A 14,833-nucleotide genomic window follows, 5' to 3' on the forward strand; every position below is an offset into this window, starting at 1 on the left:
ATGCAGATGACTCAACACTCCGAATTGATTCCCGCCGAAGCCAACAACCTGATCGACCTTGACGTAGGCCGGCCGGCACGCTGGGGCGTGTGGATGGTGATCGCCGGTTTTGGCGGTTTCCTGCTGTGGTCTTGCCTGGCGCCACTGGACGCAGGCGTGGTTGCCACCGGCACGGTCAAGGTCACCAGTAACCGCAAGGCGGTGCAGCACCTGAGCGGCGGCACGGTCGAGGCAATCCAGGTACGCGAAGGCGACCTGGTCAAGAAAGGCCAGGAGGTGGTACGCCTGGATGCGTTGCGCGCCGTGGCCGAACAAGGCGCGCTCAGTGCCCAGTACATCGTCAGCAAGACCGTTGAAAACCGCCTGGAAGCCGAACGCGATGGCCGCGATACGGTCACCTTCGACCCTGCCCTGCTCCAGCACTACGCCAATGACCCAAGGCTGCTGGCGGCCATGGACCTGCAACAGCGCCTGCTAGACACCCGTCGCGCCGGCCTGGCTGGCGAGCTGAGCATTCTTGAAGAAAACCTCACCGCCTCGGCCGTGCAACTCAAGGGCCTGCAACAGGTGTACGGCGCCCGCGCTTCGCAGATCGGCTTCCTCAACCAGGAGCTGCAAGGCACCCGGGTGCTGGCCGCCGAAGGCTATGTACCGCGCAACCGCCTGCTGGAACTGGAGCGCAGCAATGCCGACCTGTCCGCCGGCCAGGCCGAAAACCTCAACAACATTGCCCGGGCGCGCAGCCAGGCCACCGAAATCAAGCTGCGCATGCTGCAGCGCCAGCACGACTACCTGAAGGAAGTGGAATCGCAGCTGACCGACACCGCCAAGGAAAACACCACCCTGGCCGACCGCTTGCGTGCGCTGGACTACGAAGTGACGCATACGGTGATCCGCTCGCCGATTGACGGCATGGTCCAGGGCCTGAGCATCGCCACGGTCGGCGGCATCATCCAGCCCGGCGCCAAGATCATGGAAGTGGTACCGCTCGACCAGCCGCTGCAGGTGGACGCGATGATCCCGGTGCAGGCCATCGACAAGATGGTCCCGGGCCTGGCCGTGGACATCGCCTTCCCGGCCTTCAACCACGCGCAGACGCCGAACATACCAGGGCGGGTGAAGACCATTTCCGCCGACCGCCTGCTCGACGAAGAAAGCAAGCAGCCGTTCTACCTGGCCCAGGTAGAAGTGACGCCGGCCGGTATGGGCCTGCTGGGCAGCAACCACATCCGCCCCGGCATGCCCGCCACCGTCACCATCAAGACCGGCGAGCGCAACCTGCTCAGCTACCTGCTCAAACCCATGCTCGAACGCGTCGACGCCGCGTTCAAGGAGCAATGACATGAAACGCTCGTGCCTGATGTTGTGCCTGCTGGGGGTGGCCGTACAGGCCAGTGCCATGGACCTGAAGCAAGCCTGGGACCTGCTGCAGTACCAAGGCCCGATCTACCGCGCTGCGGTGCACGAAAAAGAAGCCGGCAGCGAAAACCGCGCTATCGGTGAGGCCGGCCTGCTGCCGCAGATCAATGCATCCGCCTACTTCAACAGGGTCAATGGCAGCCAGCGCCAGAACGGCCTGGACAACGATCTGGACTACGACTCCAAGGGCGCCAATGTGCGCCTGCGCCAACCGCTGTTCAACAAGCAGAAGATGGCCGAGTACCGCCAGGGCCAGCAACGGGCCGACTACAGCGTGGCGGTGTTCGACGCCAAGAGCCAGGACGCTGCGGTACGCCTGGCCGACGCCTACTTCGACGTGCTGCTGGCCAGCGAAACCATCACCCTGGCCAAGGCCAAGCTGAGCGCCTTCGAAGAGCAGCAGGCTTCGGCGAAACGGCGCAAGGAGCTGGGCGCCGGCACCATCACCGACGTCGATGAGTCGGTGGCCCGCCGCGACTTGGCCGAGGCCGACCTGATCGACGCCCAGGACAACCTGGTCAACGCCCGCCGCAAGCTGGAGGAATACATCGGTGAAACCCCAGAGGCGCTGACCACCTTGCAGCCGGGTTTCAGCACGCCACCGCTGATGCCGGGCAACCTGCAGGAATGGCTGGTAAAAGCCCAGGCCGACAGCCCGCTGATTCACGCGCGCCGGCACAGCTATGAGCTGGCCGAAGAAGAAGTGAAACGTGCCCGCGCCGGGCACTACCCCACCCTGGATTTCGTGGCGGGCTATAACGCTGGCAGCAGCCAGTCGATTTCCGAGCTCAACCAGCGCAACCACTACAGCTCGATCGGCCTGGAGCTGAACATCCCGCTGTACAGCGGTGGCAGCACCAGCGCCCTGACTCGCCAGGCCAGCGCCAACAGTTCCAAGGCCCTGGATGAACTGGACGCCACCCGCCAGGAAGTGATTTCCGGCACCACCCGCGAGTACCGCGGCGTGCAGAGCGGCGCCTTGCGCATTCATGCGCTGGAAAAGGCCGTGGCCTCCAACGAACGCTCGCTGACCTCGACCCGCAAGGGCTTCAAGGAAGGCGGTACCAGCACCAACTCGGATGTGCTCAATGCCGAAGAACTGTTGTATGACGCCCGCCACGACCTGTTCGAGGCAAAGCTGAACTACCTGATGTCGCGGCTTCGCCTGGCCTCGTCCGTGGGTAGCCTGGGGGATGATGATATCCAGCAGGTCAACGACTACCTGGGACCGGAGCTGATGGTCGTCAACTGAATGCACAAGAATCGCCCCCAGGCCAGGTGTGATGCCTGGCTTGCGGGGATACCAGGTCGCTGTATATGATAAGTATTATCGTTTGCGATACTTATTCAAAGCGGCCCTCCCCATGCCTTCACCTTCCGACAGCAGCTTCTGCGATGTGGCCGCGCTCTACCGCCAGCAACACAGCTGGCTGAAAAACTGGCTGCGCCACCGGCTCAATTGCTCGCACAGTGCAGCGGACCTGGCGCAGGACACGTTCTTGCGGCTGCTGGCAAAAGACCAGGTACCCCATTTGCACGCCCCGCGCACTTTTCTTGCAAAGGTTGCGCAAAGTGTCTTGTCCAACCACTACCGCCGGCTAAAACTCGAACGTGCCTACCTCGCAGCCTTGGCGGCCATGCCAGAGCAGTGCGTGCCCAGCCTGGAAACCCAGGCAATCCTGCTGGAAACCCTGATCTCCCTGGATAGGGCGATCGAGAGCCTGGATCAGCCGGTACGCGCTGCATTCCTGTGGTCGCAGGTGGATGGCTTGAGCCATGGGGAAATCGCCGAGCGGCTCAACCTTTCAATCACCACGGTCAAACGCTACATCGTCAAGGCCGGCGCCCTGTGCATCCTGCTGGATCACAGCCTGGACCTGCCATGAACAGTGGCGACAGCCTGTCGATTTCAAGCGATGTGGCCGAACAGGCCATGCACTGGCACCTTGAATTGCAAGAGCAAGGTGTGAGCGAGGCTACCTTGGCCGCCTGGATGAAATGGCGACAGGCGCACCCCGCGCACGAACACGCCTGGCAGCGGGCAGAAACCTTTGCCCAGCGCATGCGTGAAATGCGTGCACCCAATCAGCGCCCGCTGGTTCACGCTACCCTGCGCACGATGTCATCCCGGCGCACGGCACTCAAGCAGTTGGGCGTGCTACTGGCGGCGGGCGCAGGCAGCTGGTACCTGAAAGACAGCACGCTGGTCCAGGACTGGAGCGCCGACTACCGCAGCCGCATCGGTGAGCAGCGACGCCTGGTGCTGGCCGACGGTTCCAGGGTGCAACTCAACACGGACAGCGCCATCAGCGCTGACATTGACACGCAAACCCGGCGCATCAAGCTGCTGCGCGGGGAAGTACTGGTCACCGACAGCACGAAGGCCGGCGGGCGCTTGCTGTCGGTGGACACTGCACAAGGGCGCCTTGAATCTTCGCAAGCACAGTTCAACGTCAGGCAGTTTGGTGGGCACAGCCAGGTGAGCGTTCACCAGGGTACGCTGCTGATAACCCCCAGCGCTCTGGCTCATCAACCGGCCTTGCTCAAAGCCGGCGAGCAAGCCAGCTTCACCAGCAACCGGGTATTCGCCCGGCAGGCTGTAGCGCTGTCCCCGCCTGCCTGGAGCCAAGGCATGCTGGTTGCCCAAGGCCAGCGGCTGGATGAATTTATCGAAGACCTGCGCCGCTACCGCCGAGGGCACCTGGCCTGCGACCCCAGCTTGGCGGGCCTGCGGGTTTCAGGCACGTTCCCCTTGGCCGATACGGAAAAAGCCATTGCTGCTGTCGCTGACACCCTGCATCTCGATGTCCAGCACTTCACTCGATACTGGGTAACGCTCAAGCCTCGCGACGTTTGAAAAAAATAATTGCCTTTGGGTGGTCCGATTTGCGTTCTCGCGAGACTTGAACCCCAAACACTTTATTCAATGGGGAACAACGCGTGAAATTCACCGCCATCAAACACCTGGGCCAGCCGGCTTCGATCAAGCACAAGCTGGCCGTCGCCGTGGTGCAAGGCATCGTCTGCATGAGCGCATCCGCACCACTGCTGGTGCTGCCCGCAGGGGCCGTAGCCGCCGAGCAGCGTCAGGCCGAGTTCGACATCCCGGCTGGTCCCCTGGCCCCTGCCCTGGCGCGTTTCGGCCAGACCGCGCACATCTTGCTTTCCTACCCCACCTCGTTGGCTGAAGGGCGCACCACCACAGGCCTTCAGGGCCGCTTCGAGGTCGACCAAGGCCTGGCGATACTGCTGGCAGGCTCGGGGCTTGAGGCCAGCCGGGGTACCAATGGCAACTATTCCCTGCAAGCCACTGCCGGCAGTGCCCTGGAGCTGAGCGCGGTGTCGATTTCCGGCAAAGCCCCTGGCTCGACCACTGAAGGCACAGGGCTGTACACCACCTATTCATCCAGCAGCTCGACGCGCCTGAACCTCACTCCGCAGGAAACCCCACAATCGCTGACCGTGATGACCCGCCAGCGCCTGGATGACCAGCGCCTGACCAACCTGACCGACGCGCTCGAGGCCGCCCCTGGCATCACCGTGGTCCGCGATGGCCTGGGCTCGGAGAGCGATTCCTACTGGTCACGCGGCTTTGCCATCCAGAACTATGAAGTGGACGGTGTGCCCACCAGTACCCGACTGGACAACTACTCGCAAAGCATGGCGATGTACGACCGTATCGAAATCGTGCGGGGCGCTACCGGCTTGATCAGCGGCATGGGCAACCCTTCTGCCACCATCAACCTGATCCGCAAGCGCCCAACCCACGAAATGCAGGCCAGCATCACCGGGGAAGCCGGCAATTGGGACCGCTATGGCACCGGCTTCGATGTATCCGGGCCATTGACCGAGTCGGGTAATGTGCGTGGGCGCCTGGTCGCCGACTACAAGACCGAGAAAGCCTGGATTGACCGTTACAACCAGCAATCGCAATTGATCTATGGCATCACCGAATTCGACGTGAGCGAAGACACGTTGCTGACGCTGGGCTTCAGCTACCTGCGCAGCGATATAGACTCGCCGCTGCGCTCCGGCCTGCCAACGCGATTCAGCACCGGTCAACGCACCGACCTCAAGCGGTCGCTCAACGCCGCGCCGGACTGGTCCTACAACGACCATGAGCAAACCAGCTTCTTCACCTCTATCGAGCAACAACTGGGCAACGGCTGGAGCGGCAAGCTCGAACTGACGCATGCCGAAAACAAGTTCGATGAACTGTTCAACTTTGCCATGGGCAGCCTGAACACCGATGGCAGCGGCCTGTCGCAGTTGCCGGTGCGCTTCTCGGGCACGCCGCGCCAGGACAACCTGGACCTGTATGTCACCGGTCCGTTCGACCTGCTTGGCCGAAATCACGAGCTGATCACCGGCGTTACCCTGTCGCAATACAAGGAGAGCACGCCAAGCTGGGGCGGCTGGCGCTATGACTATGCCGGCTCACCGGCAGGCGCTATCGACAACCTCTTCGACTGGGACGGCAAATCGGCAAAACCGGCCTTCAGCGAAAGCGGAAAATCGTCGATCGACGAGAACCAGTACGCGGCGTACCTGACGGCGCGGTTCAGTGTGACGGATGACCTGAGCCTGATCGTCGGTAGCCGCGTCATCGACTGGAAACGCGACACCTCCGATCGCCCTTACGGCGGCGAAGCTACCGAGGTCAATCGCGAAGAAAATGGCGTGTTCATCCCCTATGCCGGGGTGGTCTACGACCTTGATGACACCTGGTCGCTGTATGCCAGCTACACCAAGATCTTCAACCCCCAAGCCTCCTGGGTCACCGATGAAGACGACAAGCCGCTCGACCCCATGGAAGGCAAAGGCTATGAGATCGGCATCAAGGGCTCGCACCTCGATGGCCGCCTCAACTCCAGCCTGGCACTGTTCAAACTGGAACAGGACAACCTGGCGATCTGGCAGCACGACAACGTCTATAGCGCTGAACAGGACACCACCTCCAAGGGCATCGAGCTTGAGTTGAACGGTGAACTGGCCGAAGGTTGGCAGGCATCTGCCGGTTACGCCTATTCGGTAACCACCGATGCCGACGACCAGCGCATCAACACCAACCTGCCACGCAACAGCGTCAAGACCTTCACCAGCTATCGCCTGCACGGGCCACTGGACAAAGTCACCGTCGGCGGCGGCGTGAACTGGCAGAGCAAGGTCGGCGCCGACCTGCACACCTTCAGCCAGGGCAGTTACGCAGTCACCAACCTGATGGCTCGCTACGACGTCAACGAGCATCTCAGCGCCACGATCAACCTGAACAATGTGTTTGATCGTGCGTATTACAGCCAGTCCGGGCTGTACGGTGTCTACGGCGCGCCACGCAACCTGATGACGAGCTTCAAGTACAGCTTCTGATACGTCGCGTTTGCTCAAAATGACGTCGCTGCCAGAAGGACGCAGCAATAGCTGCGTCCTTCACGTTCAGGCTATGATCGGCGCTTACGCCCCGGACACCCTGACCTATGCCCGTCGACCTTCAAGCCTTGTACCCCAGGTTGATCCACCTGATGCTGGACACCGTGTTCGTGGTCGACAGGGACAACCAGATCGCCTTCGTCAGCGATGCCTGCGAGGCGCTGCTGGGTTATAAGCCCTGCGAGATGATCGGCACGCCGATCACCGACTACATGCACCCTGACGACCTCGCGGCCACGCGCGCGTCGATTGTGCGGGTGATGAACGGCCAGCCCCATTACGATTTCCGTAACCGCTATGTGCGCAAGGATGGCGGTATCGTGCACATCCTGTGGGCAGCCAGCTGGTCCGAAGAGGCTCAGGCGCGTATCGGTGTGGCGCGGGATGTGACCGCCTTGCGCCAGGCCGAAGATGAACTGCGCTTCCTCGCCCACCACGACCCGCTGACCCGGCTGGCCAACCGGGCCATGTTCAATGAACGGCTGGACAGTGCACTTGCCACCGCGCGGCAGCACAATCGCACGCTGGCATTGCTGTTTCTGGATATCAATGACTTCAAGGAAATCAACGATGTGCACGGGCATGCTGTGGGTGACCGGGTGCTGTGCACGCTTGCGCGGCGGCTCGAAGGCTGCGTACTTGCCACCGACACGGTGGCGCGCATGGGCGGTGACGAGTTCACCGTGCTGTTGACAGATTGCCCGTCGCAAGAGGCCATTGCCGAGCAGATGGTCCGTATCCTGACGGTCATGGCCGAGCCACTCGGGATGGAGTTGTCGGGCATCGACGCGCCGTCCTGCAGCGTCGGCGTAGCGCGCTTCCCTGAGGATGGCCACGATGCCGACATGCTGCTGCGTCATGCCGATGGGGATATGTACCGGGTCAAGCGAAAACACATGGCGACCGGGTAACGATACCCCTTCCCTTCGGGCCGGACCTACATCAGAAGTCAACCGAGGCCGACAGCTGCACCGCCCTCGGGTAGCCGGGCGATATCGCGCCGTACGAAGCCACGCCCGACCAGTACTCGCGGTCGAACACGTTCTGCACCGTCGCCCGGAACGTTGTAGGGTGGCCATCGATGCGCGTGGCGTAGCGCGCCCCCACATCGAACCGTGTCCAGGCATCGAGTTCCTGGGTGTTGGCCTGGTTGATGTACTGGCTGCCCGTGTAGATAGCACCACCGGTCAGGGTGACGCCTTCAGCCCAGGGGGTATCCCACTCGGCCCACAGGTTGGCCTGCACATCAGGCACCCCTACCGCTTCGTTGCCCTTGTTGGCGGCCGTGGCCGAATCGGTCAGCTTGCCGTCCAGCACCGTCACGCCGCCCAGCAACCGCGTGCCCGGCGCAACTTCACCGAACATGCTCAGCTCGACACCGCGGTTACGCTGCTGTGCCTGCACGGAAAACTGGTTGCCTGCCCCCAGTTCACCACTGGGTTTCTCTATCTGGAATACCGACAAGGTAGTCATGAACGTGTTGTGCGCGTACTTCACGCCCAGCTCGTGCTGTTTGGTCTTGTAGGGCGCGAACGCTTCACCGGCATTGTTCGCCGTGGCCGGTGCGACATCACCTTTGCTCAGGCCTTCGACATAGTTGTAGTAAAGCGCAATGTTTTCCCACGGTTTGACCACTACGCCTACCACGGGGGTGGTTGCACTGTCTTTGTAGCGCGAGGTCACCGTACCCGAGGTGCTGTAGTTGCGTGACGCGATTTCCTGCCGACGCACTCCCAGCGTCAATTGCACGCGGTCGTCGAGTACGGACAAAGTGTCGGTCAGGGCAACGCCAGACAGCTCGGCCTCGGACACCCGACTTACCTTCGGTGCAGCGATGTATTGCTTGGGCACATCAACCGGGTGGTAGATGTTCGAGAGGATTTCCGTGCCGTTGTTGATGCCACGGGACAACTCATCCTGGTAGCGGGTGGCCATGGCCGTAACCGTATGGTTGACCGGTCCGGTTTCAAACAGCGTACGCAGCCCAACGTCGGCGGTGGAGCGATCGACGTTGAATTTGTAGTAACCGGGAGTGTTGCTGGTGTCGCCTGCCGCATTGAGGATTTTCGGAACCTGGTCGGACATCCGCGCCACATCTGCCCTGCCGCCACCGACATGGGCGAACACCGTTAACGCGTCGCTGATGTCATATTCCCCACCCAGCAACGCCGACTGCTCGGAGGTTCTCGACCAACCCCAGTCCTGGGGCAGATTGGTACGGCCATTGGCGGCAGAGGGTACGTCGAAACCGGGGGCCACGGTGAAGGGGCGCGAGGCAGCATCCCACCGCTCCTTCTGGCTGATGAAGTCCAGGTTCAGGCGCAAGCGCTCACCTTGGTAGTCAAGGGCGATGGCGCCGATGTCCAGCGCACGTTGCTGGTCATCGATAGCCGTGTCGCCTTGGGCGAGGCTGCCGTTGAAACGCACGCCCCATTGCCGCTGCTCCCCGAAACGGCGGCTGATGTCGAGGTGGCCGCCCACCTGGGTGTCAGAGCTGTAGCTGGCGGTGACACGCGTCAAATCTTCGGCGAGCGCGCGCTTGGGGACGATATTGATCACGCCGCCAACGCCGCTGTTCGGGGAAATACCGTACATCAAGGCCCCCGGGCCCTTGAGCACTTCGACCCGCTCGGCATATTCGGTGAACACGCGGTAGTTGGGTGCAACCCCGTACACACCATCGAAGGCCAGTTCGCCCAGGTTGCCTTCACCCACCGGGAAGCCGCGAATGAAGAACGAGTCGACGATGCCACCCGCCTGACCGGTGGAGCGCACAGAGGGGTCACGCTCCAGGGCATCGGCCACGGTCACCGTCTGCAGGTCGGCGAGGGTTTTTGCGGTGTAGCTGGTGACGTTGAAGGGCGTATCCATCACATCTTTGTTGCCAAGCATGCCTAGCCGCCCGCCGCGTGCTACCTGTCCGCCGGCGTAGGCCTCTGGCAGTGTTTCGTGGCGCATGCTGTTGGCGTCAATGGTCGTGGTGGCCAGCGTGAGGCCTTCACCACTGTTTGGTTGACGGCTCAGTTGATAATTGCCGTTACTCAGCTCTACCAGCTCAAGGCCACTGCCGGCCAGCAACCGGGCGATGCCGTCACGCGCCGAATAGGCCCCGCTGAGCCCGGGGCTGTGCAGGCCATCGGTCAATGCCGGTTCAAACGACAGCGCAACGCCCGAGGCCAGCGCGAAACTGGACAACACCCGCCCCAGTGGGCCCGGGGCAATCTCGTAGGTGCGGATGGCTACAGCATCCAGGGGCTGCGCGACGGCTGGCAGCCACTGGCCGGCCCCTGCCAGCAGAACGGCCCCGAACAGGGTGCCACGCACCGCAACAGCTAACGCACGCTTACGGAATGGACGACTTGCAACAGGCATGACAGGCGGGTCCTTCTGGCTGGGAATGGAAGTGTTCATTCCTGTTGCCAGCCGAGACTGAAAAAAGTATCACCCACAAAGGCGTTTTTTTTCCGCGCCTGGCATTTCACGACTCTGCGGGGTAAAGCAGGGTCCAGTAGCCGTTCATGTGCGCGGATACCCGCAATGAATAGGTCGACTCCAGCATGCTCAGGCTGCGCCTGGTATCGCTGACCGGAAACGCCCCGGAAATACGCAGGCCGGCAATACCAGGGTCGCAGCGAATGACGCCGCGCTGGTAGCGCGCCAGCTCGGTCACAAAATCATCCAGCCGCATGCGGTCTGCCAGCAGCATGCCCTGGATCCAGGCCGTTGCGGTGGTGTCGACCGAGGTCGGCCTGCCGACCGTGTGCGCATTGAAATCGACACGTTCACCGGCCTGTACAACGGTGCCAGGGTTGGCCGCCGCACGGGCGGGTTCGATGCGAATGGCCCCTTCGATAACCGCCAGGTAGGTGCGCCCGTCCAGCTCTCGCACGCTGAAGCGCGTGCCCAGCGCTTGCATGCGCCCTTCCCGCGTTCCCACCCGCAAGGGGCGCGCAGGCACCACGATATCGGGCGCAGTCTGCACCAGGATTTCACCCCGGCGCAGTTCAATGAAGCGCTCGTCGGCATCGAAACGGATGTCGATTGCAGAGTCGGTATTGAGGAAGATCTGCGTACCATCGGCCAGGGTGAGCTGGCGGCATTCGCCTACGGCCGAGCGATAGTCGGCGGCCCATCCTTGTTGCTCGGTCAGCTTCCAGCCGGCCCACCCCGCCGGAAGCACGGCCAGCAGCAACGCCAACCGGCTGATCATCGCCCGACGGCCCGGGTCGGCCGGGCGGTCGAGCGCCGACATCGACAGCGCCGGCGGCAAACCGTCCAGCTTGCCCATCAGCCGCTCGGCGCGCTGCCAGGCCTGTGCACGCTCGGGGCTGCTGCTGCGCCAGGCCAACCAGTCGGCCTTTTGCGCATCGCTGACGGCTCCGGCACTCATGGCCATCAACCACTCGGCCGCTTCTTCAAGTGCCTCGGTATCCATTGGGCCGATACGCTGGACATCAACCATCTAGTCGACCAGCCTCAAGCACTGGAGAAATGCCTGTTTCATGTAACGCTTGATGGTGATGAGCGATACACCTAGCTGCTCGGCAATGGCTTCGTACTTCATGCCGCCCAGCTGGGACAGCAGGAACGCGCGCCGGACCAACGCTGGCAGGGTGTCGAGCATGGCATCGATTTCGTGCAGGGTTTCCAGGATCATCAAGCGGGCTTCGGGCGAAGGCACTTCAGGTTCCGGCAGGTGTTCAAGCGCCTTGAGGTAGGCACGCTCCAGCGATTTACGCTGGCACCAGTTGGCCAGGATGCCCCCGGCAACACAGCTCAGGTAGGCCCGCGGTTCTTCAAACACCACGGTTTTCGAAGCCAGGATGCGCGCGAAGGTATCCTGCACCAGGTCGGCCGCATCGACCGCATTGCCCAGGCGCCTGCGCAGCCTGGCATGCAGCCAGCCCTGGTGGCCGTTGTACAGCGCCTCTACATTGCGCAGGTGATTGTCGGAGCCAGGTAGCACGTCGCTCATGGGGGCGATTCTGTTCACGCAAGTGAGAATTGTTTTCAATATTAAGGTAGCGTTTCAACACAACGCAAGTTCAACCACCGGGACACCACCATGCCTGACCCTGAAAGCACCCTACTCGACAGTTGGCAGCACAACGCCCACGCCTGGATCGACGCCGTGCGCAGCGGTGCCATCGAGAGCCGTCGCCAGGTCACCGACCAGGCCATCCTGCTAGCCATCCTTGGCCGCCAGCCCGGTCGGGTGCTGGACCTGGGCTGTGGTGAGGGCTGGTTGCTGCGTGCACTGGATGACCGCGGTATCGAAGCCGTGGGCGTGGATGGTGACCGGACGCTGGTAGATGCCGCGCGCGCAGCAGGCTCGGCCGAGGTGCACCTGGCCAGCTATGCGCAGCTGGCCGATGCACAGGCTTATGTGGGCACAGGGTATGACGTGGTCTGTGCCAACTTTGCACTGTTGCACCAGGACGTCATCCCGTTGCTGGCGGCCATGAAAGATTTGCTGGTGCCGGGAGGCGCACTGGTGATCCAGACGTTGCACCCCTGGAGCGTGGCAGGCGGGGAGTATCAGGATGGCTGGCGGAAGGAGTCGTTTGCCGGGTTTACCGGGAATTGGCAGCCGATGCCGTGGTATTTCCGCACCCTGGCCAGCTGGCTGAATGCGCTGGACATGGCGGGATTGCGGCTGGTCAGTTTGCAGGAGCCACAGCACCCGCAAAGCGCGGTGCCGCAGTCGTTGTTGATGGTGGCTGAGCGCCCCTGAAGCGACGCTTTGGCCGTCATGAAGCGGATGTGTGGGAGCGGCCTTGCGTCGCGAAAGGGCTGCAAAGCAGCCCCAGCAATATTTGCAACGCCACAGAGACCCTGGGGCCGCTCTGCGGCCCTTTCGCGACGCAAGGCCGCTCCCACAATGACCGCGTTACAGGACTGGCTTGCGCGCCGCGCCGCTGCGGGCCTTGGCCATGGCCGCAAGGCGGACCGCGACGTTGGCCGCGCCGTAACCGGTATAGCCACCCTTGCGCTGGATGATTTCGAAGAAGAAGCGCTCTTCAAACGGTTCGGTGTACACGTGGAACAACTCGCCACCCTGGGCGTCGCGGTCATACAGCACGTTGTAGTACGCCAGTTCGCTGAGGAACTCGTCGTCGAAATCGAAGCGCGCCGCCAGGTCGTCGTAATAGTTCAGCGGGATTTCCAGCAGCGGTACTCCAGCCAGCTTGGCACGCGCCACTTCACGGAAGATGTCGTCACAATCGAAGGCAATGTGATGCACCCCCGAACCGCGGTAGCTGGACAGTGCATGGGCAATGGCGGTATTGCGGTTTTCCGAGATGTTCAGCGGCAGGCGCAAGGTGCCGCACTGGCTGCGCAGGGCACGGCTCTTGACCAGGCCATACGGGTCGGGCAGCACCACTTCGTCGTCGGCGGCGAAGTCGAACAGGCTCTTGTAGAACAGCACCCAGCTGTCCAGCGACTCGGCTGGCAGGGCCAGGGCCATGTGGTCGATGCGACGCAGGCCGCCCGTGGCGGGGGCGCTGTTGTCCAGGCTGAAATCGGTGTCGTACAGGGTCTGGCCAGCGGTGCCCTGCTCCACCAGGTACAGCAAGCTGCCGTCCGGTGCACGTACCGCCGGTACTTCGCACTCGTTGGGGCCGACCAGGCCGCGGAACGGCTGGCCACGGAAGGCGGTGGCGCGCTTCAGGGCGGCTTGCGGGTCCTTGACCCGCAGCGCGGTGGCGCACAGCGACGGGCCGTGGGCCTCGAAGAAGTTGTGGCCGAAGGAGTACGGCTCGGCGTTCAGGACAATGTTGATATCGCCCTGGCGCAGCAGTTGTACGTCCTTGCTGCGGTGCTTGCCGGCTTCGGCAAAGCCCAGGCGCTTCAGCCAGCTGCCCAGGCGCGCGCCGACGGCTTCGTCGACCGCAAATTCAAGGAACTCCACGCCGTCATAGGCGCTGGCCGCTGGCGGGGTAAACAGCACGCCAGGTTCGATCGGCGTGTTTTCCTGCTCCAGGCGCAAGCGGGTCTGTTCTTCGAGGTACAGCAGCGAACGCAGGCCGTCGGCGGCATTCTGCCGGGTGGGCGCGGCGCGGAAGCCGTCGTTGAAGATTTCTAGCGACAGCGGGCCACGGTAGCCAGTGGCAAGAATCGGCGCCAGGAAACCGGCCATGTCCATTTCGCCCTGCCCCGGGAAGCAGCGGAAGTGGCGGCTCCACTCCAGCACATCCATGGCCAGGATCGGCGCGTCGGCCATCTGCACGAAGAAGATCTTGTCGCCGGGGATGTCGCGGATCGCGCTTGGGTCGCCCTTCAGCGACAAGGTGTGGAAGCTGTCGAGGATGACCCCGAGGGCCGGGTGGTCGGCCTGGCGCACCAGGTTCCAGACTTGCTGGTAGGTATTGACGTGGCGGCCCCAGGCCAGGGCTTCGTAGCCAATGCGCAGGCCGCGTTTGCCGGCATGCTCGCCCAACAGGCGCAGGTCATCGACCAGCAGTTGCTCATCACCCAGGGCATCGGCCTGCACGTTGCTGCACACCAGCACCAGGTCGGTGCCCAGCTCTTGCATCAGGTCGAACTTGCGCTCGGCGCGGTCGAGGTTTCTCTGCAGGCGGTCGCGGCGGCAGCCTTCAAAGTCGCGGAACGGCTGGAACAGGGTGATGGCTATCCCTAAGTCGGCGCACATCTGGCGCACCTGGCGCGGGCTGCCAGCGTAATAGAGCAGATCGTTTTCAAAGATCTCGACGCCGTCAAAACCGGCGGCGGCGATGGCTTCGAGCTTTTCCGGCAGGGTGCCGCTCAAGGACACGGTAGCGATCGAACGCTGCATGACGGGAGTTCCTTGTTGTTAGAAAATGACGGTGCCAGTCAGGTAAAAAACCCCTGTCACAGTTTATGGCACGATCGATTATTCGCAGGTAAAGTCGTCGCTTCAATCTCTTTGTACGGAATGGTTAGTTTTGCGTTCGATTATCGCACAAAACCCGTTTTAACGAATTGCTAGACCGCTGGCCCGTGG

Annotated in this window: 11 protein-coding genes; 7 read left to right on the plus strand and 4 right to left on the minus strand. The window is 62.6% G+C overall.

All coding sequences use genetic code 11. The annotated features are described in order from the left end of the window. The 6 genes from AK81_RS17850 (at position 1) to AK81_RS17875 (ending at position 7,757) form a co-directional block, all read left to right on the plus strand. Positions 1 to 1,341, plus strand: a complete 1,341-nt coding sequence (locus AK81_RS17850) for an HlyD family type I secretion periplasmic adaptor subunit (protein WP_043200879.1) — start codon at positions 1 to 3, stop codon at positions 1,339 to 1,341. Between the two features lies 1 nt (position 1,342). Next, entirely contained in the window at positions 1,343 to 2,671 is a 1,329-nt protein-coding gene (locus AK81_RS17855) for a TolC family outer membrane protein (protein ID WP_043200880.1), read from the plus strand. A 112-nt stretch (positions 2,672 to 2,783) separates the two neighbouring features. Then, on the plus strand, positions 2,784 to 3,305 hold the full coding sequence (locus AK81_RS17860) for a sigma-70 family RNA polymerase sigma factor (protein ID WP_050491909.1): 522 nt from the start codon (positions 2,784 to 2,786) through the stop codon (positions 3,303 to 3,305). Then, the gene (locus AK81_RS17865) at positions 3,302 to 4,276 is read left to right on the plus strand and encodes a FecR domain-containing protein (protein ID WP_043200882.1); all 975 of its coding nucleotides are present in this window, start codon (positions 3,302 to 3,304) and stop codon (positions 4,274 to 4,276) included. The genes AK81_RS17860 and AK81_RS17865 overlap by 4 nt, the downstream gene beginning before the upstream one ends. Positions 4,277 to 4,446: 170 nt before the next feature. Next, a complete protein-coding gene (locus tag AK81_RS17870; protein WP_081042098.1) occupies positions 4,447 to 6,786 on the plus strand; it encodes a TonB-dependent siderophore receptor in 2,340 nt (779 codons plus the stop codon). A 107-nt stretch (positions 6,787 to 6,893) separates the two neighbouring features. Then, the gene (locus tag AK81_RS17875; protein WP_043200884.1) at positions 6,894 to 7,757 is read left to right on the plus strand and encodes a sensor domain-containing diguanylate cyclase; all 864 of its coding nucleotides are present in this window, start codon (positions 6,894 to 6,896) and stop codon (positions 7,755 to 7,757) included. A gap of 31 nt (positions 7,758 to 7,788) precedes the next feature. Here AK81_RS17875 and AK81_RS17880 read toward each other — a convergent pair whose 3' ends face one another. The 3 genes from AK81_RS17880 to AK81_RS17890 form a co-directional block, all read right to left on the minus strand. Further along, the gene (locus AK81_RS17880) at positions 7,789 to 10,218 is read right to left on the minus strand and encodes a TonB-dependent receptor (RefSeq protein ID WP_043200886.1); all 2,430 of its coding nucleotides are present in this window, start codon (positions 10,216 to 10,218) and stop codon (positions 7,789 to 7,791) included. A gap of 106 nt (positions 10,219 to 10,324) precedes the next feature. Continuing rightward, complete coding sequence (locus AK81_RS17885; protein ID WP_043200888.1) at positions 10,325 to 11,308, minus strand: FecR domain-containing protein; 984 nt, start codon at positions 11,306 to 11,308, stop codon at positions 10,325 to 10,327. Continuing rightward, the gene (locus tag AK81_RS17890; RefSeq protein ID WP_043200892.1) at positions 11,309 to 11,821 is read right to left on the minus strand and encodes a sigma-70 family RNA polymerase sigma factor; all 513 of its coding nucleotides are present in this window, start codon (positions 11,819 to 11,821) and stop codon (positions 11,309 to 11,311) included. 90 nt (positions 11,822 to 11,911) lie between these two features. Here AK81_RS17890 and AK81_RS17895 point away from each other — a divergent pair, with 90 nt between their 5' ends. Beyond that, positions 11,912 to 12,580, plus strand: coding sequence for a class I SAM-dependent methyltransferase (locus tag AK81_RS17895; protein ID WP_043200894.1), 669 nt, complete (start codon positions 11,912 to 11,914; stop codon positions 12,578 to 12,580). 156 nt (positions 12,581 to 12,736) lie between these two features. On the opposite strand, the gene quiC is transcribed toward AK81_RS17895, so the two are convergent. Beyond that, positions 12,737 to 14,644, minus strand: coding sequence for a 3-dehydroshikimate dehydratase QuiC (quiC, locus tag AK81_RS17900; protein ID WP_043200896.1), 1,908 nt, complete (start codon positions 14,642 to 14,644; stop codon positions 12,737 to 12,739). Positions 14,645 to 14,833 lie beyond the last annotated feature (189 nt).

The organism is Pseudomonas putida W15Oct28 (assembly GCF_000708715.2).
GTDB lineage: Bacteria > Pseudomonadota > Gammaproteobacteria > Pseudomonadales > Pseudomonadaceae > Aquipseudomonas > Aquipseudomonas putida_R.

Coding starts and splice junctions, on each gene's coding strand:
- quiC (WP_043200896.1), bottom strand. CDS start 14,644: ATGCAGCGTTCGATCGCTACCGTGTCCTTGAGCGGCACCCTGCCGGAA.
- AK81_RS17875 (WP_043200884.1), top strand. CDS start 6,894: ATGCCCGTCGACCTTCAAGCCTTGTACCCCAGGTTGATCCACCTGATG.
- AK81_RS17865 (WP_043200882.1), top strand. CDS start 3,302: ATGAACAGTGGCGACAGCCTGTCGATTTCAAGCGATGTGGCCGAACAG.
- AK81_RS17895 (WP_043200894.1), top strand. CDS start 11,912: ATGCCTGACCCTGAAAGCACCCTACTCGACAGTTGGCAGCACAACGCC.
- AK81_RS17860 (WP_050491909.1), top strand. CDS start 2,784: ATGCCTTCACCTTCCGACAGCAGCTTCTGCGATGTGGCCGCGCTCTAC.
- AK81_RS17890 (WP_043200892.1), bottom strand. CDS start 11,821: ATGAGCGACGTGCTACCTGGCTCCGACAATCACCTGCGCAATGTAGAG.
- AK81_RS17880 (WP_043200886.1), bottom strand. CDS start 10,218: ATGCCTGTTGCAAGTCGTCCATTCCGTAAGCGTGCGTTAGCTGTTGCG.
- AK81_RS17870 (WP_081042098.1), top strand. CDS start 4,447: ATGAGCGCATCCGCACCACTGCTGGTGCTGCCCGCAGGGGCCGTAGCC.
- AK81_RS17855 (WP_043200880.1), top strand. CDS start 1,343: ATGAAACGCTCGTGCCTGATGTTGTGCCTGCTGGGGGTGGCCGTACAG.
- AK81_RS17850 (WP_043200879.1), top strand. CDS start 1: ATGCAGATGACTCAACACTCCGAATTGATTCCCGCCGAAGCCAACAAC.
- AK81_RS17885 (WP_043200888.1), bottom strand. CDS start 11,308: ATGGTTGATGTCCAGCGTATCGGCCCAATGGATACCGAGGCACTTGAA.